The following is a 21,455-nucleotide window of genomic DNA, read 5'->3' on the forward strand; positions in this document are numbered from 1 at the left end:
AGTCTTGAGGGCTGTGAAATACCTGTAGGAGCGGCCTTGTGTCGCGATGGGCCGCGAAGCGGCCCCCCTGCTATTTCCGCTCTTTCACCACCGCTGGCGCCTTGCCGGCTTTCATCTGCTGCAACAGCGGCGTGCACTGGTTGGGATCATCCCCGCTGCTAGGCGCAATCAGCGCCAGCAACCCCGCAGCCGGCCCGGCCACCACGCCCAACGCCACCATCCCCGCGCCGCGCAAGGCCAACGGCACCGCCTGCACCCCGGCACTGGGTTTGGCGAACGGCCCGCGCACATACAGCGGCGAGCGCAGCGAGAACAGCCGCAACCCTTTCGATTCAGGGGTAATTTTCAGGTCCAGCTGCTCAGTGGCGAAATTGGCCGTGCCGTTGATGTAGATGATCGCGTTCTCGGTATCGAAGATGAACAGGCGCGTTGTCGCCAGGCCATCCTTGATACCAACATCAGCCGCCGCGCAATTGATCTTCACATCCTCATCGCCAAACAGCTTGCCGACCACATAGTTGCCCACGTTCAACCCGGCAATCTCCATCAGGCTGCGGCTGATGGCGCCATCGTTGATGAGCATGCGCAGGTCGCCATTGGCGGTGCCCAGCAAGGCGGCCACCGAGTTGCCCCGGCCGGTGATATCGGCATCGCCGTTCAACTCACCGAAGCTGGTCTGCATTGGCGCAAAGGAGGGGAACAACTGCTTGAGCTTGAAGCCCCGCGCCGTCAGCCGGGCACGACCCTGTAGCGGTACGTTGCGGCCATCCAGGCGGATCCTGGAAGCCAGGTTGCCGCCAGCGACGCCAAAACGCAGGGGCTCCAGGCGCAGCAGGCCGTCTTCCAGAATCACGTGGGCCGAAAGGTCGTTGAACGGCAGTTGTGCGCTGTGCACGATGCGCTTGCCGGCGAAGGTGACGTCAGCGTCCATCGCGCGCCAGCGCTCGGTGCGGAACTCTTCCACCGGCAACACCTTGCCCGTCGGCTGCTTGCTGGCACCACCACGGGCCTTCTGCTCGGCGTTGGAGTCGGCGCCGATCAGCGGCGCCAGGTCCTTGAACAGCAACTGGTTGGATACCAGGTTACCGGACAGCTTGGGCCGTGGCTGGCTGGCAACGAAGGCCAGGTCGCCATGGATATCGCTGTCACCGATCTTGCCGTTGAAACCCTGGTAGTTAAAGGTGGCCCCTTGCGCCGCGTGCAGGTTGGCGCTGAGGTGGCCGTCGGTGGAATAGGCCGGGGTATCGGGCAAGGTTACGCCGGTCAACGGGTAGAGGTTGCCCAGGCTGGCCCCGGACAGGCGCAGGCGCAGGTCGAGGGCGCCGAGGTTGCGCGGGTCGGTCAGGGTACCGGCGAGTACCACATGAGTGTCGGCGATACGCACGTCAGCCTGCAGCGGGAACGGCTGGCTGGCGTCCTGCAGGGCCAGCAGGCCGCCGATCTTGCCAGTGCCGGACACCGGCTGGCCTTTGTAGCGGCCCTGGGCCTTGAGCCCGAAGGCATAGTCCTGCGCAGCACCAGTCTTCTCGGCGCTGGCCTTGCCGACGATGTCGCTGAATGGGACAGGCTTGCCCAGCGGGTCGATCTGCACCTTCATGCTGGTTTTCAGGGTTTGGTCATCGAAGCTGACATTGCCCTGGTCGAAGCCGATGGCACCAATATCCAGCTGCCATTTGGAAGGCTCCGCATTTTCATCCTTGGGACCGAAGTCGAAAGTCCAGTTGGCGCGGCCGTCGGCCAGGCGGGTGAGGCTGGCTGTGGGCTTGGTCAGGTCGATGCGCGGGATGCTGATCTGCTGGAACAGCAGGGGCAGCGGCGCCAGGCGGAACGCCACGCGCTCCAGGCCGACCATCTTCGGTTCCTTGAGCCAATCGGGGTTGCCCAGGGTCAGGTCTTCGGCAATGAAGTGCGGCCAAGGCACCCAGGCACGCCAGCCCCCTTCTTCTGGTTCGGTGCGCCAGTCCACGGCAAGGTTACCATTGATCGCGAAAGGCCGCTGCAGGGCCTCGGAGACTTTCTCGTTGAGCAGGGGCTTGACGCGGTTCCAGTCGAAGGTGGCGATCACCACCACCAGGATCGCCAGCAGGGTCAGCAGGCTGGTGAAGGTCCAGACGAGGATTCTGGCGGGACGCGTCATTGCGTGATTCTCCTTGCGGTATGGCACAGAACAGGCGCAGCGGTGGCGCTCAATATCTCGGACTGATGAAAACCCGTGGGGTTTTATCAATGGCGCCATGATAGCGAAGTTTTTCCTGGCCTTTTGCTCAGCAATTCGTCGCGCCAGAGCAGGCGTGTTACTCGGAAAGGAGTCTATCAAATTGCCATCAAATGACCTGAAAAGCACCATCTAGAGCAGCTTCTGACCTCTATCAATACGGTCGATTGTTACCATTACCCGTATGAACTTCTCTCTGGCGTTACCCGGCGTAGCATTGGCTCCGTACCCACTTTCCAGCCCCCGAGAGGAGCACCGAATCATGAAACGCCATCTGTTGACCCTGACCCTGTCCATCCTGGCTGCCAACGCTTTTGCCCTGCCAGCCGACGAGCAACATTTGAGCGCCGAATCGCGCTCCAGCGCAGCTGAAATTGCCCAGCCGCTGAAAACTGTTGCCGAAGGCGGTGCTGATCGCCTGATCGAACGTAGTGGCCGCGTTGCCGAAGGTGGCTCCGATCGCCTGATCGAACGTACTGGCCGCGTTGCAGAAGGTGGCTCCGATCGCCTGATCGAACGTAGTGGCCGCGTTGCCGAAGGCGGCTCCGATCGCCTGATCGAACGTAGTGGCCGCGTTGCCGAAGGTGGCTCCGATCGCCTGATCGAACGTAGTGGCCGCGTTGCCGAAGGTGGCTCCGATCGCCTGATCGAACGTAGTGGCCGCGTTGCCGAAGGTGGCTCCGATCGCCTGGTTGAACTCAGCCGTGTGAGCTGATCACCATGGCCGAAAACAACAACTTCTGTCACAACGCCTGCTCCCCTCCAAGCCCGGTCCATTGACCGGGCTTTGTTTTTTTAACTAGAGTGCCCAGCCTTACCGCCACAGAAGCCCGCACCATGCTGCCGCGCGCCGAACAGAAGCTACAGACCCGCCAGGCCCTGCTCGATGCTGCCTGCCAGCTCATGGAGAGTGGCCGTGGTTTCGGCAGTATCAGCCTGCGCGAAGTGGCGAAGACGGCCGGCATCGTACCTACCGGCTTTTACCGGCATTTTTCCGACATGGACGCCCTTGGCCTGGCCCTGGTTGCCGAGGTCGACACTACCTTCCGCCAGACCATCCGCCTGGTGCGCCAGAACGAATTCGAACTGGGCGGTATCACTGACGCATCGGTGCGCATCTTCCTCGACGTAGTCGCCGCCCACCGTGCGCAGTTTCTGTTCCTCGCCCGTGAGCAGTACGGCGGTTCGCATGCCGTACGCCAGGCCATTGCCCGCCTGCGCCAGGACATCAGCGACGACCTGGCCACCGACCTTGCGCGGATGAAGCGCTGGCAGCACCTGGACAGCGCCGCGCTGGCGGTGATGGCCGACCTGGTGGTGAAGACCGTGTTCGCCACCCTGCCCGAGCTTATCGACAGCCCCGAAGCGGGTTACCCACAGGCGCTGACACCGCAGGAAAAGATCACCCAGCAGTTGCGCTTCATCTTCGTGGGTGCGCGGCATTGGCAGGGGCTTGGCAACCCGGGCTGATCGGTAGCCTGTGCCGGCCTCTTCGCGGGTGAACCCGCTCCCACAGGTACCCCGCATTGCTCGAACCTTGTGGTGATCCTGTGGGAGCGGGCGTGCCCGCGAAGAGGCCGGCACAGGCTACCCACAACCCAGTTCTGCTACCATGGCGCCCTGCCCGACAGCGACGAGCGCCGAAATGTCCGACCCCCGCCCCACCCTGCCCGAACTGGCCCGCTTCAACCAGCACTTCGCCGAACGCATCGTGCCGTTGTGGCAAGGCCCGGGCTGGAACGCCGACATGGCCCTGCCCTACGAAGCCCTGGACGCCCAGCACCAGCCATTGCCGGTGCAGCGCTACCGGGCCATGGCCTGCGCGCGCCAGCTGTACCTGTTCAGCAGCCGCATCGGGCAACCGGGCGCAGCCGAGCGTGCGGCCGCCCTGTTCCGCTCGCTGCAAAAGCACTTCCATGACGCCGAACACGGCGGCTGGTTCTACAGCATCGACGCCCAGGGCAAACCGCTGGATCGGCGCAAGGACCTCTACACCCACGCCTTCATCGTCTTCGCCTGTGCGCATTACTGGGGCAAGGTGCGTGAAAACCTGGTGGAGTCCACGCTGAACGCCGCGCTGGACATCATCGACCAGCAGTTCGCCCGCGACGATGGCCTGTACGAAGCCAGCCTCGCTGCAGACTGGGCAGACCTTGGCAGCGGCCCGCTGCAAAACCCGCAGATGCACCTGGCCGAAGCCTTCCTGCAAGTGCTGGCGGTGCGTGAGGACGAGCACGCTCGGCAATCGCTGCTGCAACTGTGCGAGGCGCTGCAGGCGCACTTCATCGAACCGGCCCACGGCCTGATGCTGGAAAAGCCACGCGGCGCTGTGGATAACTGGTTCGAGCCGGGGCACCAGTTCGAGTGGTTCTATCTGCTGCATACCTCGCCATTGCTGCGTGATACGCCGCTGCATGCGTCCATCGACCGGGCCTTTGGCTTTGCCGAGCAGTACGGGGTGAAGGATGCGGCGGTGCTGGCCATGCTGGATGCAGACGGCAAGGTGCTCGACGCCACCCAGCGGATCTGGGCACAGGCGGAGTATCTGCGTGCGTTGGTCTTGCGGACAGGAGGCGAGGCGAAGCTGGCCGGGCAGCTGCAGGCGCTGGAAATACGGTTCCTGCGTGAAGCGGGCTGGTATGAGTGCCGGGATGGGCAAGGCAGTGTCAGCCGGCATGACATGCCTTCGACTACGCCCTACCATTTGGCGACTTGCCTGGAAGGGCTGCAGCGCCTGGGCTGACGCATTCGCGGGTGAACCCGCTCCCACAGGGATAGCGCCTGCTCTGAAACCGGTGCAGTACCTGTGGGAGCGGGTTTACCCGCGAAGAGGCCCTCGGATCAGCCCTTGACCGACCGGTCGATCGAAAACCCTGCCCAGTCCTGGCTCACCGGCATCAGCTCGAGGCTGTTGATGTTGATATGTGCCGGCTGGTTGAGGATCCAGAAGATGGTCTCGGCAATGTCCTGCGGCTGGATCGGCTCGGCACCGGCATAGGTGGCGTCATATTTGGCCTGGTCACCGCCGAAGCGCACCAGCGAGAACTCGCTCTCGCACAGGCCCGGCTCGATGTTGCTCACACGCACACCCGTACCCCGCAGATCGCAGCGCAGGCTCAACGAGAACTGGCCGACGAAGGCCTTGGTGCCGCCGTACACGTTGCTGCCCGGGTACGGGTAGTTGCCCGCCACCGAACCCACGTTGAGGATCGACGCCCCACGGCCATGGGCGATCAGCCGTGGCAGCAGCAGGCGGGTGGTGTACATCAGGCCCTTGATGTTGGTGTCGACCATGGTTTCCCAGTCGTCCAGGCTGCAGTTCTGCGCCGCGTCCACACCCAGCGCCAGGCCTGCGTTGTTGACCAGGCCGCGCAACTTGTCGAAGCCGGCCGGCAGGTTGGCGATGGCCTGCTCCATGGCCTTGCGGTCACGTACGTCGAGCACCAGGCCGTGCACTTCGGTCTTGGCCGACAGTTCGGCGCACAGGGCATCCAGGCGCTCCTTGCGGCGGCCAGTGAGCACCAGCTTCCAGCCGGCTTCGGCGAAGCGGCGGGCTGTGGCCTCGCCGAAACCGGAAGTCGCGCCAGTGATGAATACGGTGGACGTCATGCTCTGTTCCTCACGGTGGGTTGTCATCGGCAGTGTTGCAGCATGCCCGCGCCGGGCGCTTGCAGCAACCCGCCCGCGCCACTGTTCATTTTTTGATCACATGCAGCAAAGCCTTGCAGCAGAGGGCTCGGCAGCAGCTATGCGCACGTTATCCACAAGCCTTTCCCCACGGATTGGGGGCAACTTGTCCACGGTGCGGAACCCTTTCAGCGACTTGCGGTCGGTGGATATCTCTTCGGTGATGGCGCAGGGCTTTCAAGCATGCTGCCTGCAGCGGTCTGTCCAAGGTTTTTTCACAGGGTTATCCACAGGCTTTGCGCGAGCCTTGGAATGAATGCAGGGCTTTGAAAAACCTGGGAAAATCATCCACAAGGCGCTTGTGATCAAAAAATGATCATGAAGCTGCAGGGCTTGCTATCAAAGGGCTTGAGCGAGATGCCACCATGTTTTCCACAGGCGGTTCCACATTATCCGTGGAAAAGATCGGGCCTGTGGAAACAAGGGCTTGAGATGGGATGCTGGAGTGTATGGAGGCAGGCCCGCGACAAGTTGTCCACATTTGGAATCGGGGCTGCTTTGCAGCCCATCGGGACACAAGGCCGCTCCTACAAGGGGCCGCGATGCCACATGGAATCGCAGATCACCTGTAGGAGCGGCCTTGTGTCGCGATGGGCCGCAAAGCGGCCCCCGAATGCAACTCAATGCCCGCCGAGATAGGCGTTGCGCACTTCCTCGTTGACCAGCAGCTCCTGCCCCGTCCCACTCATGCGAATCTGCCCGTTGACCATCACATAAGCCCGGTCCGACAGTTTAAGCGCATGGTTGGCGTTCTGCTCCACCAGGAAGATGGTCATCCCGGTCTTGGCCAGTTCGCGCAAGGTCGAGAAGATCTGCTTGACCACGATCGGTGCCAGCCCCAGCGATGGCTCATCCAGCAGCAACAACTTTGGCCGGCTCATCAGCGCGCGGGCAATGGCCAGCATCTGCTGCTCGCCTCCGGACATGGTCATGGCCCTTTGGTTACGCCGCTCCTTCAAACGTGGGAACAGCTCGTACATGCGCTGCATGTCTTCGTCGGCATGCTTGTCGCCGATGGGGATGGTACCCATCATCAGGTTCTCCTCGACGGTCATGTCGGGGAACACCCGGCGCCCTTCCGGCGACTGGGCAATGCCGTTGGAGGCAATGTAGTGCGACGACTTGCGAGTGATGTCGGTGCCGCGGTACACGATATGCCCTGATGCCGCACGCGGCTGGCCGAAGATCGACATCAGCAGGGTCGACTTGCCGGCACCGTTGGCGCCGATCAGGCTGACCGTTTCGCCCTCGTTGATGTGCATCGAGACCTTTTTCAGCGCCTGGATCGGGCCGTAGAACACGTCCAGGTCCTTCAGTTCGAGAATGGGTGCACTCATACCAGCTCCTCTTCATCGGCACCCAGGTAGGCGGCGATCACCGTCGGGTTGTGGCGGATATCCTGCGGCGCACCCTCGGCAATCACATTGCCGTGGTCGAGCACCACGATATGGTCGGAAATGCTCATGACCATGCCCATGTCATGTTCGATCAGCACCACGGTGATGTCGTGCTCGTCACGCAGCACGCGGATCATGCGGCTTAGGGCCTCGGTTTCCTGTGGGTTCAGGCCAGCCGCCGGTTCGTCCAGGCAGATGATCTTCGGCCGCGTGCACATGGCCCGGGCAATCTCCAGACGGCGCTGCTGGCCGTACGACAGCTCACCGGCCAGGCGGTTGGCGCAATCGACCAGATCGACCACTTCCAGCCAGTAGAACGCATGGTCCAGTGCGTCGCTCTCGGCCTTGCGGTAGGCCTTGGTGTTGAGCACCCCGGCCAGCAAGTTGCGGTTGACCCACATGTGCTGGGCCACCAGCAGGTTCTCCACCACCGACATTTCCTTGAACAGGCGAATGTTCTGGAAGGTGCGTGCCAGGCCGGCACGGTTGACCAGGTGGGTACCGCCGAACATCTTGTAGTACATGCGGTTGGCAAAGCGCGCCGGCGACACGAAATCGGCCGCCTGGAAGCGCTCGCCGAGCAGCTGGATGACATTGGTATGGCTGCCGCGCACGTTCAGTTCGATGCGCCCGCCACTGGCTTTGTAGAAGCCGGTCAGGCAGTTGAATACAGTGGTCTTGCCGGCGCCGTTGGGGCCGATGAGGGCGAAGATCTGGTTACGCCGGACCTTCAGGCTGACATCGCTGAGCGCCTTGATGCCACCGAACTGCATCATCAGGTTGTCGACCGAGAGAATGATATCGTCGCTCATGGCGCCACTCCTTTACGCGGGGTCACACCGGTACGGCTGATGCGTATCAGCCCACGCGGTCGCCAGATCATCATCAGCACCATCAGCACACCGAACAGCAGCACCCGGTATTCGGAGAAGCTGCGCAGCAGCTCCGGCGCCACGGTCAGCACGAACGCCGCGATCACCACGCCCACGGTCGAGCCCATGCCGCCAAGCACGACGATGGCGAGGATCAGCGCCGATTCGAAGAAGGTGAACGACGACGGGTTGACGAAGCCCTGGTAGGTGGCGAAGAACACCCCTGCCAGGCCTGCGGTAGAGGCACCCAGGGTGAAGGCCGAGAGCTTGACCAGCACGTGGTTCAGGCCCATCGAGCGGCAGGCGATCTCGTCTTCGCGCAGCGCTTCCCAGGCACGGCCGACCGGCATGCGGGTCAGGCGGTGCTTGATGTACAGCACGGCCAGCACGACGATGAACAGCACCGCGTAGATGAACACGAACTTGAGGTTGGCGTTGTAATCGAAGCCGAAGAACTCATGGATCGGCACCCCGCCGTCCTTGGCCCGGCGGCCGAATTCCAGGCCAAAGAAGGTCGGTGCCGGCGCCGGCATGCCATTCGGGCCACCGGTGAACGACAGCCAGTTGTTCAGCACCAGGCGGATGATTTCGCCAAAACCCAGGGTCACGATCGCCAGGTAATCGCCATGCATTCGCAGCACCGGGAAACCGAGTATGCACCCCGCCAGCGCCGCAGCGATGGCCGCCAGTGGCAGCACGCTCCAGAAGCCCAGGCCAAGGTATTGGTAACCCAGCGCCAGGCCGTACGCGCCAATGGCATAGAACGCCACGTAGCCCAGGTCGAGCAGGCCGGCCAGGCCGACCACGATGTTCAGGCCCAGGCCCAGCAGCACGTAGATCAGGCCGAGAATGACCACGGTCAGCAGGTACTTGTTGGCGAAGATCGGGAAGACGATGGCGATCACCACCAGCGCCGGGATGATGTAGCGCAGGCGCGACACGTAGTTCGGCGCGCGCACATGCACGCCCGAGCCGCCGCTATCGAAGCCTTCCAGCATGCGCCGTCCGGCGGCTGTCTGCAGGTACAGGCTGAGCAGGAAGCGCCCGAGCATCACCCCGCCGACCAGCCACGCCACACGCCGCGGCTCGGCATTGAAGGTGTAGCCGTCGAGCACCACGCCGACGACCGGGCCAAACACGATGAGTGCCAGCAGGCCGGCGACGATGGTCTCCAGCAAGCTGCGTTTAAGGTCGAAACCCTTGTTGGTTTCGCTTACAGCGGCAGTTTTGGCAATGGACATGTTCACACCTTAGCCACGAGCGGGCGACCCAGCAGGCCTTGTGGGCGGAAGATAAGGATCATCACCAGCAGCGAGAAGCTGAATACGTCCTTGTAATCGGAGTTGATCAGGCCAGAGAACAGCGACTCGGAAATGCCCAGGATGATCCCGCCGAGCATGGCGCCAGGCAGCGAGCCGATGCCGCCGAGTACTGCGGCAGTGAACGCCTTGATACCGATGATGAAGCCGGCGTAGAAGTCGAAGGTGCCGTAGTTCATGGTGATCAGCACGCCGGCCAAGGCAGCCATTACCGCACCGATGACGAACACGTAGGAGATGACCCGGTCGGTGTTGATGCCCAGGATCGAGGCCATCTTGCGGTCTTGCTGGGTGGCACGGCACATGCGGCCGAGCTTGGTGTACTTGATCACGTAGGTGAGCAAGCCCATACCGACGAAGGCTGCCACCAGGATGAAAATCTTGGTGTAGGTCAGTTGCACGAAGCCGGTGCCCACTTCGACGCGCCAGGCGCCTTCAAGCAGGGTCGGCACGCCTTGCTGGCGCGCACCCTGGCTGATCTGCGCGTAGTTCTGCAGGATCAGCGAGATGCCGATGGCACTGATCAGCGGTGCCAGGCGGGTAGAGTTGCGCAGGGGTTTGTAGGCGATGCGTTCGATGGTGAAGCCGTATACGCCGGTGACGACGATGGTGAACAACAGGGTGCCCAGCATCAACAGGGGGAACGACTCGATACCAAAATAAGCCAGCAATGCCAGGCTGATCGCCGCGAGGTACGCGGAAATCATGTAAACCTCGCCGTGCGCGAAGTTGATCATGCCGATGATGCCATAGACCATTGTGTAGCCGATGGCGATCAGGCCATAGACCGACCCGAGGGTCAGGCCGTTGACCAGTTGCTGCAGGAAAATACCATCCATAACGCAATCTCACCTATTGAGATTGCACGAGCGCCGACCACGGCGGGCCTGGGACAGGCGGCCCTCGCAGCGCAGAACTGTGCAGATCTACGGATAAAGACAGGTACCGCGGGGCTTTGGCCCGGGCTGACGCGCCCGGGCCATGGGCCGTTGTTATTTTTGTTTTTCCAGCTGGTGGTACTTGCCTTGGGCATCCCACTGGTAGACCACGTAGTCGGACACGGTCAGGTCACCCTTCTTGTCCCACTTTTTCTCGCCCATGACGGTCTGCACCGGGTTGGCCTTGAGCCACTCGGCAGCAGCTTCGCCCTTGTTCGACTTGGCACCGTTGAATGCGGCAGCCAAAGCCTGCAGCGAGGCGTAGGCGTACAGGGTGTAGCCTTCAGGTTCGGTACCGGCCTTGCGGAACTCCTCCACCACGGCCTTGCTGTCTGGCAGCAGGCGCGGGTCGGCACCGAAGGTCATGTACACGCCATCGACGTACTGCGCGCCGCCGGCGGTGGACACCAGTTCGTCGGTGACGATGCCGTCATCGGACATGAACTTGACGTCCTTCAGGCCCTGCTCGCGCAGCTGACGCACCAGCGGGCCGGCTTCCGGATGGAGGCCGCCGAAGTAGACCACGTCGGCACCGGTGGAACGGATCTTGGTGACCACGGCGCTGAAGTCCTTCTCGCCGCGAGTCAGGCCTTCGTACAGCACCGGCTTGACGCCGCGTTTCTCCAGCTGTGCCTTGGTCGCGTCGGCCAGGCCCTGGCCGTAGGTGTCCTTGTCGTGCAACACCGCGACTTTCTTGCCCTTGAGCACGTCGACGATGTAGTCGCCGGCGACGATGCCCTGCTGGTCGTCACGGCCGCACATGCGGAACATGGCGCCCAGGCCGCGCTCGGTGACCTGTGGGTTGGTGGAGCCCGGGGTGATGGCAATGACGCCAGCCTCGTCATACACCTCGGAGGCCGGGATGGTGTTGGACGAACAGAAGTGGCCGACCACACCGATCACCTTGTCCTGGTCGACCAGGCGGTTGGCCACGGCCACGGCCTGCTTCGGTTCGCAGGCGTCATCGCCTTTGACCAGGACGATTTTCTCGCCGTTCACGCCACCGGCGGCGTTGATCTTGTCGGCCGCTGCCTGCGCACCTTTCATGTACTGCTCGCCAAACGCTGCGTTGGCTCCGGTCATCGGGCCCGCTACACCGATCTTGACGTCGGCCTGAACATACGAAGAAACACCCAGTGCCGTAGCTACGGCCAGAGCCAGGAAACCTTTCTTGTAAAACGTCTGCGACATGAGGTGGTGCTCCTAGAGTTTTTTTTGGTTGGCACTACAACTTCTCAGCCCTGTGCTCCGAGCAAGGGCCGTGCCATAGGTTTTGTCTTTCGGAAAAACACCCGTTACAGGTTGGCGCCAGGCGACCGACGGCCTTTTCTTTATTGAGCGTGCAACCGTCTGCCATGCGGCAGGCGCCACCACACGTACAGACAAGGAGCAACCATCGAGTGCCATCATTGCAACCCTGGCAAGTGTTTACGTGCAACCGCCCTGTAACAGCGGACGTCACCGAACTGCACACAGCTGGTGCGCGACTGCTACAGGCGGCACCGTTTCAAGGCTAGCTGGTGCACGGAAAAACACGCGGTTTTGGCAGTTCCGGCCTCTTCGCGGGTAAACCCGCTCCCACAGAGCCCCCACTAGGTTCAAGGGCGGTGCAGTACCTGTGGGAGCGGGTTTACCCGCGAAGAGGCCGGTACAGGCCCAACAAGCCGCAAAAGGCTGGCACAATGTCCGCCATTCGCCGCTTCCGGAGCCCCATTGATGAGCGAGAGCGCATTCGCCGAGCGCATCGTGCACAACCTGCTCGACACCGACTTCTACAAACTCACCATGATGCAGGGCGTACTTCACAACTACCCGGACGCCGACGTCGAATGGGAATTCCGCTGTCGCAACGGCGAGGACCTGCGCCCCTACCTCGGCGAGATCCGCAACCAGCTCGAACTGCTCAGCGACCTGACCCTGGATGACGGCCAGCTGGCCTTCCTCGAACGCATCAGCTTCCTCAAGCCTGACTTCCTGCGCTTTCTGCGCCTGTTCCGCTTCAACCTGCGCTACGTACGCCTGGGGATAGAAAACGACCAGCTGTTCCTGCGCCTCAAAGGCCCGTGGCTACATGTGATCCTGTTCGAAGTGCCGCTGCTGGCGATCATCAGCGAAGTGCGCAACCGCCATCTGCACCCGCGCATGCGCCTGGCAGAGGCCCGCGACCAGCTGTACCGCAAGTTCGACTGGCTACGCGCACATGCCACTGATGATGAACTGGCCGAAATGCAGGTGGCCGACTTCGGCACTCGCCGGCGCTTTTCCAGCCGTGTGCAGGAAGAAGTGGTGCGCGTGCTGCGCGACGATTTCCCGGGCCGCTTCGTCGGCACCAGCAATGTCGACCTGGCATGGAAACTGGATATCAAGCCGCTGGGCACCATGGCCCATGAATGGATCATGGCCCACCAGCAACTCGGCCCGCGGCTGATCGACAGCCAGATCGCCGCACTGGACTGCTGGGTGCGCGAGTACCGCGGCCTGCTCGGCATCGCCCTGACCGACTGCATCACCATGGATGCCTTCCTCGGCGATTTCGACCTGTACTTCGCCAAGCTGTTCGACGGCCTGCGCCACGACTCCGGCGAACCGGTGGCCTGGGCGGAAAAGGCCATTGCCCATTACCAGAAACTGGGTATCGACCCGATGACCAAGACCCTGGTGTTTTCCGACGGTCTCAACCTGACCCGCTCGCTGGAAATCTTCCGAGCCTTGCGCGGTCGCATCAATGTCAGCTTTGGCATCGGCACCAACCTGACCTGTGATATCCCGGGTGTGGCCCCGATGAGCATTGTGCTCAAAATGACCGACTGCAACGGCGCGCCGGTAGCGAAGATCTCGGACGAAGCCGCCAAGACCCAATGCCGCGACGAGAACTTCGTCGCCTACATGCGCCATGTATTCAAAGTCCCCAGCAAGGAGTAACCCATGCAAGCGGTTCAGCAAGAGATTGCCCAGGCGCTGAAGGTACAGCCGCCGTTCGCCGACGCCGCCACGCTCGAGGCCGAAGTGGCCCGGCGCGTGGCGTTCATCAAGGATTGCCTGGCCAACGCCCGGCTCAAGACCCTGGTGCTGGGCATCAGCGGCGGCGTCGACTCGCTGACCGCCGCCCTGCTCGCCCAGCGTGCCATCAATGAGCTGCGCGCCGAAACCGGCGACAAGGCCTACACCTTCATCGCGGTGCGCCTGCCCTATCACGTTCAGCATGACGAGCACGACGCCCAGGCTTGCCTGGATGTGATCAAGGCCGATGAAGTGCACACCATCGACATCGCGCCAGCGGTCAAGGCGCTTGCTGCAGAGACTGAAGCGCTCAAGGGTGGCTCGCCCAGCCTGGTGGACTTCGTGGTGGGTAATGTGAAGGCGCGCATGCGCATGGTCGCCCAGTACACCATTGCCGGCGCGCGTGCAGGCCTGGTGATCGGCACCGACCATGCCGCCGAGGCGGTGATGGGCTTCTACACGAAGTTTGGCGATGGCGCTTGCGACCTGGCGCCGCTGAGCGGCCTGGTGAAGAACCAGGTGCGGGCAATTGCGCGCAGCTTTGGCGCGCCGGAGTCACTGGTGGAGAAGGTACCAACTGCGGACTTGGAAGACCTTGCGCCAGGCAAGCCGGACGAAGCATCACATGGCATCACCTACCAGCAGATCGATGCCTTCCTGCACGGGCAGCCGGTTGACCAGGAAGCGTTCGACATCATCGTTGCCACCTACCGCAAGACCCAGCACAAGCGCGAACTGCCGTTCGCCCCTTGATAAGGCTATAGAAGGACCTGTGGGAGCGGGTTCACCCGCGAATACGATGGTGAAGCCACCGACGCATTCGCGGGTGAACCCGCTCCCACAGGGTTCACCGTCAGCCTTTGATTACTTGACGACGACCTTGCCCTTCATCATCGAGATGTGGCCCGGGAAGGTGCAGAAGAAGCTGTAATCGCCGCCCGCTTCCAGTTTGGAAGTGTCCAGGGTGATGCTGGATTTTTCACCGGCACCGATCATTTTGGTGTGGCCGATGATCGCTGCGTTGTCAGCCTTGATGTAGTCCTTTTCCAGACCTTGCGTCATGCCTTCGGTGGCGATGGCCTGCATGTCGGCAGTCTTGCTGATCACCAGGTTGTGGCCCATGACGTTCTTCGGCAGCTTGCCACCGTGGGTCAGTTCGATTTCAACGGTCTTGCAGCTCTTGTCGACAGTGAACTCTTTGGTATTGAACGACATCTGGTCAGTCGAATCGACAGTGACTTTGCAGTCGGCGGCGAAGACGGAGGCGCTGGCGAGGGTCAGCAGGGATACCGCTACAGCTTTCGCAAACATCATGAATCTCCTTGGCAGGGTTTTATCAATTGCGAGACTGCCTGAAACCGTTCAGCCCCCTGCTGACATGAGTCAAAGGGGCGGCAAGCGGCCAGCCAGTTGAATTGTTCAATCGATTGTATACAACCAATCTAAGAGCACATCATGCCCTTTTATTGGACGATGGGACAACCTCTCATTTAGGAGCAATACGAAATGACCCTTGGTAGCTTGATGAACAGCCTGCTGGCGGCCTACGCCCATGGAGCGACTGGCGCCATATGTGAATTCTCCCGGCCGGAGTGAAACCGGCCTTGGAACTGTAGGACATGGCCCTTACCCTGTCAGCCTGAGTGACTGGAGATGAGCAATGCCCGTACGTTCCGTTTGTGTGTTCTGCGGCGCCAGCATTGGTGCCAACCCCGCCTACCGTGAAGCAGCCATCGCGCTGGGGCAGGCGATCGCCCGTCGCGGCCTGACACTGGTCTATGGCGGCGGCGCAGTCGGCCTGATGGGCGTGGTGGCCGATGCGGCCATGGCAGCCGGTGGCGAAGTGGTAGGAATCATTCCACAGAGCCTGCTGGACGCTGAAGTCGGCCATAAGGGCCTGACTCGCTTGGAAGTGGTGGATGGCATGCACGCGCGCAAGGCCCGCATGGCCGAGCTTAGCGATGCCTTCATCGCCCTGCCCGGTGGGCTGGGTACGCTGGAAGAGTTGTTCGAGGTATGGACCTGGGGGCAATTGGGCTATCACGCCAAGCCGCTGGGACTGCTCGATGTGAATGGCTTCTACGACAAGCTGGGCGGGTTCCTCGACCATATCGTCGAAGAAGGCTTTGTGCGGCCGCAGCATCGGGCGATGTTGCTGCTGGGGCAACAGCCTGATGAGCTGCTGGACGGGATGGACAGCTTTGTTGCGCCGGTGGCGCCGAAGTGGGTCGACAGGAAGCCTGACTGATACGATCAGCAGGCCGAACACCTAACCTGTGGGAGCGGGCGTGCCCGCGAATGCGGCAGTGAATCCACCATCGCATTCGCGGGCACGCCCGCTCCCACAGGGTTCCATGTAGCTTTCAAGATCAGCGCGGGATGACCGGCTGACGCGGCTTCTTGCTCTTGCCGCCACCACCCTTGCCCGCTTCCTTGCGCTCCTTGGCCGCCTGCTGGTTACGCGCAAACGCTTCGGCCTTGGCCTTTTCACGCTTGTCCCACGGCTTGCTGCCATCGCTGCCACGCGGCGGCAGACCTGTGTGCTGGGTAAGGACCTTCTGCTCCTTGCCCACTTTGTGGCTACCCGCCGGGGTCGAGTTCTTGCGGCGCGCACTCTGGTAGGTATCGCTCTGCGGCTGGTGCAGCGGGATCAGCTGGTGCTTGCCCGGCCCGATCAAGTCGGCACGGCCCATGCGCTGCAGCGCTTCACGCAGCATCGGCCAGCCCTTCGGGTCGTGATAACGCAAGAACGCCTTGTGCAGCCGGCGCTGCTCCTCGCTCTTGACGATCTCCACACCTTCGCTCTTGTAGGTCACCTTGCGCAGCGGGTTCTTGCCCGAGTGATACATGGCCGTGGCCGAGGCCATCGGCGACGGGTAGAACGCCTGCACCTGGTCGGCTCGGAAGCCGTTGCCTTTCAGCCACAGGGCCAGGTTCATCATGTCTTCGTCGGTAGTGCCCGGGTGCGCGGCGATGAAGTACGGGATCAGGTACTGCTCCTTGCCCGCCTCTTTCGAGAACTTCTCGAACATGCGCTTGAAGCGGTCATAGGTGCCGATGCCCGGCTTCATCATCTTGTCCAGCGGGCCACGCTCGGTGTGCTCCGGGGCAATCTTCAGGTAACCGCCGACATGGTGGGTGACCAGCTCCTTGACATACTCCGGCGACTCCACCGCCAGGTCATAACGCAGGCCCGAGGCAATCAGGATCTTCTTCACACCCGGCAGGGCACGAGCCTTGCGGTACAGCTCGATCAGCGAGCTGTGGTCGGTGTTGAGGTTTTCGCAGATGCCCGGGAACACGCACGACGGCTTGCGGCAGTGCTTCTCGATGTCATGGCTCTTGCAGGCGATGCGGTACATGTTGGCAGTCGGGCCACCAAGGTCGGAGACCACGCCGGTGAAGCCCGGCACCTTGTCACGCATCTCTTCGATTTCGTGCAGGATCGACTCGTGCGAGCGGTTCTGGATGATGCGGCCTTCGTGCTCGGTGATCGAGCAGAAGGTGCAGCCACCGAAGCAGCCACGCATGATGTTCACCGAGAAACGGATCATCTCATAGGCCGGAATGCGCTCCTTGCCGTAGGCAGGGTGCGGCACACGGGCATAGGGCATGCCGAACACGTAGTCCATTTCCTCGGTGCTCATGGGGATGGGTGGCGGGTTGAACCACACATCCACTTCGCCGTGTTTCTGCACCAGGGCGCGGGCGTTGCCCGGGTTGGTCTCCAGGTGCAGCACCCGGTTGGCATGGGCATAGAGTACCGGGTCGTTACGCACCTTCTCGAACGACGGCAGGCGGATCACCGACTTTTCCCGGGTCATGCTCGGGCTGTCGAGAATCTGCACGACCTTGGCTTCGTTCGGGTCCTCCTGGTCGCCCTTGGCCTGTTCGATGGCACAGGCCTGGGTGTCCTGGGTATTCACGTACGGGTTGATGATCTTGTCGACGCGGCCCGGGCGGTCGATGCGGGTCGAATCGATCTCGTACCAGCCCTGAGGCGTGTCGCGACGCACGAAAGCAGTGCCGCGCACATCGGTGATGGTCTCGATCTTTTCGCCGTTGGACAGGCGCTGGGCCACCTCGACCACCGCACGCTCGGCGTTGCCGAACAGCAGGATGTCGGCGCTGGCGTCGATCAGGATCGAGTGGCGGACCTTGTCCTGCCAGTAGTCGTAGTGGGCGATGCGGCGCAGCGAGGCCTCGATGCCGCCCAGTACGATCGGCACATGCTTGTAGGCTTCCTTGCAGCGCTGGCTGTACACCAGGCTGGCGCGGTCCGGACGGCTGCCAGCCTGGCCACCAGGGGTGTAGGCATCGTCGGACCGGATCTTCTTGTCCGCGGTGTAGCGGTTGATCATCGAGTCCATGTTGCCCGCGGCCACGCCGAAGAACAGGTTCGGCTCGCCGAGCTTCATGAAGTCGTCTTTCGACTGCCAGTTCGGCTGGGCGATGATGCCCACCCGGAAGCCCTGGGCCTCCAGCAGGCGGCCGATGATGGCCATGCCGAACGACGGATGGTCGACGTAGGCATCACCGGTCACGATGATGATGTCGCAGGAATCCCAGCCGAGCAGATCCATCTCCTCCCTGCTCATCGGCAGGAAAGGTGCTGGCCCGAAGCATTCGGCCCAGTACTTGGGATAGTCGTAGAGTGGTTTGGCTGCTTGCATGTCAGTGACCGGTTCTGGTGTGCAGGGAAATCGCGGGCGCGGAATATAGCACAAAATTTGACCAAATCCGACGATGGTTGTCGGATTCATGGTTGCTTGACGAAAGAGACTCCATCCGCTGTGGGAGCGGGTTTACCCGCGAAGAAGGCTACGCGGTGGATGGCACGGGCTGCGCCCGTGTTCGCGGGTGAACCCGCTCCCACAGTGACCGCCTCTGCCCCTGGGCTTATTCGTCGTCGTCGAAGTTGTACATGCCCGGCGCAAGGTTCTCGAAGCGGGTGTACTTGCCGATGAAGGCCAGGCGCACGAAGCCGATGGGGCCGTTACGCTGCTTACCGATGATGATTTCCGCCACCCCCTTGTGCTCGGTCTCGGGGTGGTACACCTCGTCGCGATACACGAACATGATCACGTCGGCGTCCTGCTCGATTGCACCGGATTCACGCAAGTCGGAGTTCACCGGGCGTTTGTTCGGGCGCTGTTCCAGCGAGCGGTTCAGCTGCGACAGGGCGATGACCGGGCAGTTGAACTCCTTGGCCAGTGCCTTGAGCGAGCGGGAGATCTCGGAAATTTCGTTGGTCCGGTTGTCACCGGCCGAACCCGGGATCTGCATCAGCTGCAGGTAGTCGACCATGATCATGGCGATTTCGCCGTGCTCGCGGGCCAGGCGGCGGGTACGCGCGCGCATCTCCGAGGGGCTGATGCCGGCGGTATCGTCGATGAACAGCTTGCGATCGTTTAGCAGGTTCACCGCCGAGGTCAGGCGTGGCCAGTCGTCGTCGTCCAGCTGGCCGGAACGCACCTTGGTCTGGTCGATACGGCCCAGGGACGAGAGCATACGCATGATCAGCGATTCACCTGGCATCTCGAGGGAGAACACCAGTACCGCCTTGTCGGTACGCAGTACGGCGTTTTCCACCAGGTTCATGGCGAAGGTGGTCTTGCCCATCGACGGTCGGCCGGCAACGATGATCAGGTCAGCTGGCTGCAGGCCGCTGGTCTTCTCGTCGAGGTCGGTAAAGCCGGTGGATACGCCGGTGATGTCGCTGTCGGAGTTGAACAGCGTGTCGATGCGATCGATGGCCATGGTCAACAGTTCGTTGACTCCCACCGGGCCGCCGGTTTTCGGCCGGGCCTCGGCGATCTGGAAGATCTGCCGCTCGGCGTCGTCGAGAATCTCTTCAGCGTTGCGCCCTTGCGGGTTGAACGCGTTGTCGGCGATATCGGTACTGATGCTGATCAGCTGACGCAGGGTGGCGCGCTCGCGAATGATCGCGGCGTAGGCCTTGATGTTGGCTACCGACGGGGTGTTCTTGGCCAGTTCGGCCAGATACGCCAACCCACCGACTTGCGAAGAAAGGCCTTCCTTGTCCAGCTGCTCGTGCAGGGTCACCACATCGAATGGCTGGTTGGCGTCGGCCAACTTGTGCACGGCTCGGAAGATCAGGCGGTGGTCATGCCGGTAGAAGTCGCCGTCCGATACCTGGTCCAGCACCCGCTCCCAGGCGTTGTTGTCCAGCATCAGGCCACCGAGCACGGCCTGTTCGGCCTCGATGGAATGCGGCGGCACCTTCAGGGCTGCGGTTTGCAGGTCAAGCTGTTCGGAGGTGGTGATCTCGTTCATGGCCACGAAAGAATTCTGGAGGACGAAAAAGACAAAGGGCACGGCCTGTCGAAAACAGGACCGTGCCCGATGTTAACCGCCTGACCCGCAAGGAGCCAGACAGTCAGCGCAGCTTAGGCAGCTACGACGACCACACGTACAGTGGCTTCAACGTCGCTGTGCAGGTGCACGGCTACGTCGTATTCGCCAACCTGACGGATGGTGCCGTTCGGCAGACGAACTTCAGCCTTGGCCACTTCAACGCCGGAGGCGGTCAGGGCGTCGGCGATGTCGTGGGTGCCGATCGAACCGAACAGCTTGCCTTCGTCGCCAGCGGTGGCAGTGATGGTCACTTCCAGCTCGGCCAGTTGGGCAGCGCGGCTTTCAGCCGAAGCTTTCTTGTCAGCAGCTGCTTTTTCCAGCTCGGCGCGACGCTCTTCGAACGCGGCCAGGTTGGCGGCGTTGGCAACGGTGGCCTTGCCGAATGGCAGCAGGAAGTTACGGCCGTAACCAGCCTTAACTTTTACTTTGTCGCCCAGGTTGCCCAGGTTAGCGACTTTTTCCAGCAGGATCAGTTCCATTTGGTAAAACCTCTTAACTTTTAACCTTCACCGTTCGCGGAGTCATTCCCCTTGGGGGACTTGCGACCGCGAAAATCAATCAGGCTGTCGACAATGGCCAAAACCATCAACAACGGATAAATCAGCTGCATGATCAGCGGGAGCGTCACGTACATGCCCACCAGCCAGAAACCGGCCAGTCGACCCTGTGCCACCAGCCCGTGCATCAAGGCGATGCCGGCCAGCACCAGTACCAGGCTCGAGGCCGATGCCAGGACGATGAACTGCGACCCGATGAACGGGGCCACCACCATCACTGCCACCAAGACCGCCATGGTCTGTTTCGGCAACTTCAGTTCGCGAAACTCGCGACCGAAGCCTCCAGGGTTGTACAACGCTGCCTGCCAATAGCGCGCCAGCATCAACGCCAGCACACTGAACAATTGCACCGTCACTGCTGTGGAAGCGACCAGCACAGGGCGGATCAGCTCACCGGAGAGCACCGGCTGCCCTTCGATTTTCGGCATGGCTTCGGCAAACGCCTTGGCCAGCACATCGAAGGTTTGCGCCAGCGCCAGATCAAGCACGAGGCTAAACGCCACGGCGAACACGGCACTGGCGAGCAACACCCGGCTCCAGGGATGCTCGGCACGCAACATGGCGGCCAGGGCCAGGGCACCCGCAATCACCAGAAAGGTGATGGGATCGCCCATGACCCACACGGCCAGCCCGGCCAGCAGGCCGCCGGCGATGACCGTTGTAGCATCCTTGAAACCACGCCGCAGCAGCACAAGGCTGCCGGCAGCGGCACTCAACCAGAACAGCAGCGGCAGTACCGCGCTGATGACCACCACCAGGGTGGCCTGCACACGACCGCGCATGATGAAACTTGCTAACGCTCGCATGCTAATCCCTTACTGCTTGTCGACGACCCGGTCTCAGCGGCCGTGGCTGTCGGTGTAGGGCAGCAGGGCCAGGAAGCGGGCGCGCTTGATAGCGGTAGCCAGCTGACGCTGATAACGAGCTTTGGTACCGGTGATACGGCTTGGAACGATCTTGCCGGTTTCGGATACGTAAGCTTTCAGGGTGTTGAGATCTTTGAAGTCGATCTCTTTCACGTCTTCAGCAGTGAAGCGGCAGAATTTACGACGACGGAAGAAACGTGCCATTTAATAGGCTCCTCTAAAGGTC

Annotated in this window: 19 protein-coding genes; 6 read left to right on the plus strand and 13 right to left on the minus strand. The window is 62.0% G+C overall.

From position 1 onward, the window contains the following. Nucleotides 1-70 precede the first annotated feature (70 nt). The gene (locus RIN61_RS09040) at nucleotides 71-2,137 is read right to left on the minus strand and encodes an AsmA family protein (protein WP_112253664.1); all 2,067 of its coding nucleotides are present in this window, start codon (nucleotides 2,135-2,137) and stop codon (nucleotides 71-73) included. A gap of 340 nt (nucleotides 2,138-2,477) precedes the next feature. On the opposite strand from RIN61_RS09040, the gene RIN61_RS09045 reads away from it, so the two are divergent. From RIN61_RS09045 to RIN61_RS09055, 3 genes are all read left to right on the plus strand, one after another. Then, on the plus strand, nucleotides 2,478-2,930 hold the full coding sequence (locus tag RIN61_RS09045) for a phage infection protein (RefSeq protein WP_313856791.1): 453 nt from the start codon (nucleotides 2,478-2,480) through the stop codon (nucleotides 2,928-2,930). Between the two features lie 122 nt (nucleotides 2,931-3,052). After that, nucleotides 3,053-3,685, plus strand: coding sequence for a TetR family transcriptional regulator (locus RIN61_RS09050; RefSeq protein WP_112253665.1), 633 nt, complete (start codon nucleotides 3,053-3,055; stop codon nucleotides 3,683-3,685). A 175-nt stretch (nucleotides 3,686-3,860) separates the two neighbouring features. Next, nucleotides 3,861-4,958 carry an AGE family epimerase/isomerase gene (locus RIN61_RS09055; protein WP_252379083.1) on the plus strand — a complete coding sequence of 366 codons (1,098 nt, stop codon included), beginning with the start codon at nucleotides 3,861-3,863 and terminating at the stop codon, nucleotides 4,956-4,958. A 98-nt stretch (nucleotides 4,959-5,056) separates the two neighbouring features. On the opposite strand, the gene RIN61_RS09060 is transcribed toward RIN61_RS09055, so the two are convergent. The 6 genes from RIN61_RS09060 to RIN61_RS09085 all read right to left on the minus strand — a co-directional run bounded on the left by RIN61_RS09060 (nucleotide 5,057) and on the right by RIN61_RS09085 (nucleotide 11,619). Next, on the minus strand, nucleotides 5,057-5,824 hold the full coding sequence (locus tag RIN61_RS09060) for an SDR family oxidoreductase (RefSeq protein ID WP_013974408.1): 768 nt from the start codon (nucleotides 5,822-5,824) through the stop codon (nucleotides 5,057-5,059). A 698-nt stretch (nucleotides 5,825-6,522) separates the two neighbouring features. Further along, nucleotides 6,523-7,239 (minus strand): ABC transporter ATP-binding protein, encoded by a 717-nt coding sequence (locus RIN61_RS09065; protein ID WP_015271986.1) that lies wholly within the window; start codon nucleotides 7,237-7,239, stop codon nucleotides 6,523-6,525. Continuing rightward, nucleotides 7,236-8,111 (minus strand): ATP-binding cassette domain-containing protein, encoded by an 876-nt coding sequence (locus RIN61_RS09070; protein ID WP_010955466.1) that lies wholly within the window; start codon nucleotides 8,109-8,111, stop codon nucleotides 7,236-7,238. The genes RIN61_RS09065 and RIN61_RS09070 overlap by 4 nt, the downstream gene beginning before the upstream one ends. Continuing rightward, nucleotides 8,108-9,412: a high-affinity branched-chain amino acid ABC transporter permease LivM gene (livM, locus tag RIN61_RS09075; RefSeq protein ID WP_112253667.1), complete on the minus strand. Its 1,305-nt coding sequence runs from the start codon at nucleotides 9,410-9,412 to the stop codon at nucleotides 8,108-8,110. The genes RIN61_RS09070 and livM overlap by 4 nt, the downstream gene beginning before the upstream one ends. A gap of 2 nt (nucleotides 9,413-9,414) precedes the next feature. Continuing rightward, nucleotides 9,415-10,329 carry an ABC transporter permease subunit gene (locus RIN61_RS09080; protein ID WP_013974411.1) on the minus strand — a complete coding sequence of 305 codons (915 nt, stop codon included), beginning with the start codon at nucleotides 10,327-10,329 and terminating at the stop codon, nucleotides 9,415-9,417. Between the two features lie 153 nt (nucleotides 10,330-10,482). Next, on the minus strand, nucleotides 10,483-11,619 hold the full coding sequence (locus tag RIN61_RS09085; protein WP_075046518.1) for a branched-chain amino acid ABC transporter substrate-binding protein: 1,137 nt from the start codon (nucleotides 11,617-11,619) through the stop codon (nucleotides 10,483-10,485). A 525-nt stretch (nucleotides 11,620-12,144) separates the two neighbouring features. On the opposite strand from RIN61_RS09085, the gene pncB reads away from it, so the two are divergent. Next, nucleotides 12,145-13,350 carry a nicotinate phosphoribosyltransferase gene (gene pncB, locus RIN61_RS09090; RefSeq protein WP_112253668.1) on the plus strand — a complete coding sequence of 402 codons (1,206 nt, stop codon included), beginning with the start codon at nucleotides 12,145-12,147 and terminating at the stop codon, nucleotides 13,348-13,350. Between the two features lie 3 nt (nucleotides 13,351-13,353). Further along, nucleotides 13,354-14,181, plus strand: a complete 828-nt coding sequence (nadE, locus tag RIN61_RS09095; RefSeq protein ID WP_313856802.1) for an NAD(+) synthase — start codon at nucleotides 13,354-13,356, stop codon at nucleotides 14,179-14,181. A 111-nt stretch (nucleotides 14,182-14,292) separates the two neighbouring features. On the opposite strand, the gene azu is transcribed toward nadE, so the two are convergent. After that, a complete protein-coding gene (gene azu, locus RIN61_RS09100) occupies nucleotides 14,293-14,739 on the minus strand; it encodes an azurin (protein ID WP_085627326.1) in 447 nt (148 codons plus the stop codon). Between the two features lie 349 nt (nucleotides 14,740-15,088). On the opposite strand from azu, the gene RIN61_RS09105 reads away from it, so the two are divergent. After that, nucleotides 15,089-15,676 (plus strand): cytokinin riboside 5'-monophosphate phosphoribohydrolase, encoded by a 588-nt coding sequence (locus RIN61_RS09105; protein WP_112253670.1) that lies wholly within the window; start codon nucleotides 15,089-15,091, stop codon nucleotides 15,674-15,676. 121 nt (nucleotides 15,677-15,797) lie between these two features. On the opposite strand, the gene RIN61_RS09110 is transcribed toward RIN61_RS09105, so the two are convergent. The 5 genes from RIN61_RS09110 to rpsR form a co-directional block, all read right to left on the minus strand. Then, a complete protein-coding gene (locus RIN61_RS09110) occupies nucleotides 15,798-18,101 on the minus strand; it encodes a YgiQ family radical SAM protein (RefSeq protein ID WP_112253671.1) in 2,304 nt (767 codons plus the stop codon). Nucleotides 18,102-18,327: 226 nt separating this feature from the next. Next, nucleotides 18,328-19,725 (minus strand): replicative DNA helicase, encoded by a 1,398-nt coding sequence (gene dnaB, locus RIN61_RS09115; RefSeq protein WP_015271992.1) that lies wholly within the window; start codon nucleotides 19,723-19,725, stop codon nucleotides 18,328-18,330. Between the two features lie 113 nt (nucleotides 19,726-19,838). Then, nucleotides 19,839-20,285 carry a 50S ribosomal protein L9 gene (gene rplI / locus RIN61_RS09120; RefSeq protein WP_003249568.1) on the minus strand — a complete coding sequence of 149 codons (447 nt, stop codon included), beginning with the start codon at nucleotides 20,283-20,285 and terminating at the stop codon, nucleotides 19,839-19,841. A gap of 20 nt (nucleotides 20,286-20,305) precedes the next feature. Beyond that, on the minus strand, nucleotides 20,306-21,169 hold the full coding sequence (locus RIN61_RS09125; RefSeq protein ID WP_085627323.1) for a hypothetical protein: 864 nt from the start codon (nucleotides 21,167-21,169) through the stop codon (nucleotides 20,306-20,308). A gap of 33 nt (nucleotides 21,170-21,202) precedes the next feature. Further along, entirely contained in the window at nucleotides 21,203-21,433 is a 231-nt protein-coding gene (gene rpsR, locus RIN61_RS09130; RefSeq protein WP_003249563.1) for a 30S ribosomal protein S18, read from the minus strand. Nucleotides 21,434-21,455: the final 22 nt, after the last annotated feature.

It is taken from the genome of Pseudomonas inefficax, from assembly GCF_032164165.1.
GTDB lineage: Bacteria > Pseudomonadota > Gammaproteobacteria > Pseudomonadales > Pseudomonadaceae > Aquipseudomonas > Aquipseudomonas inefficax.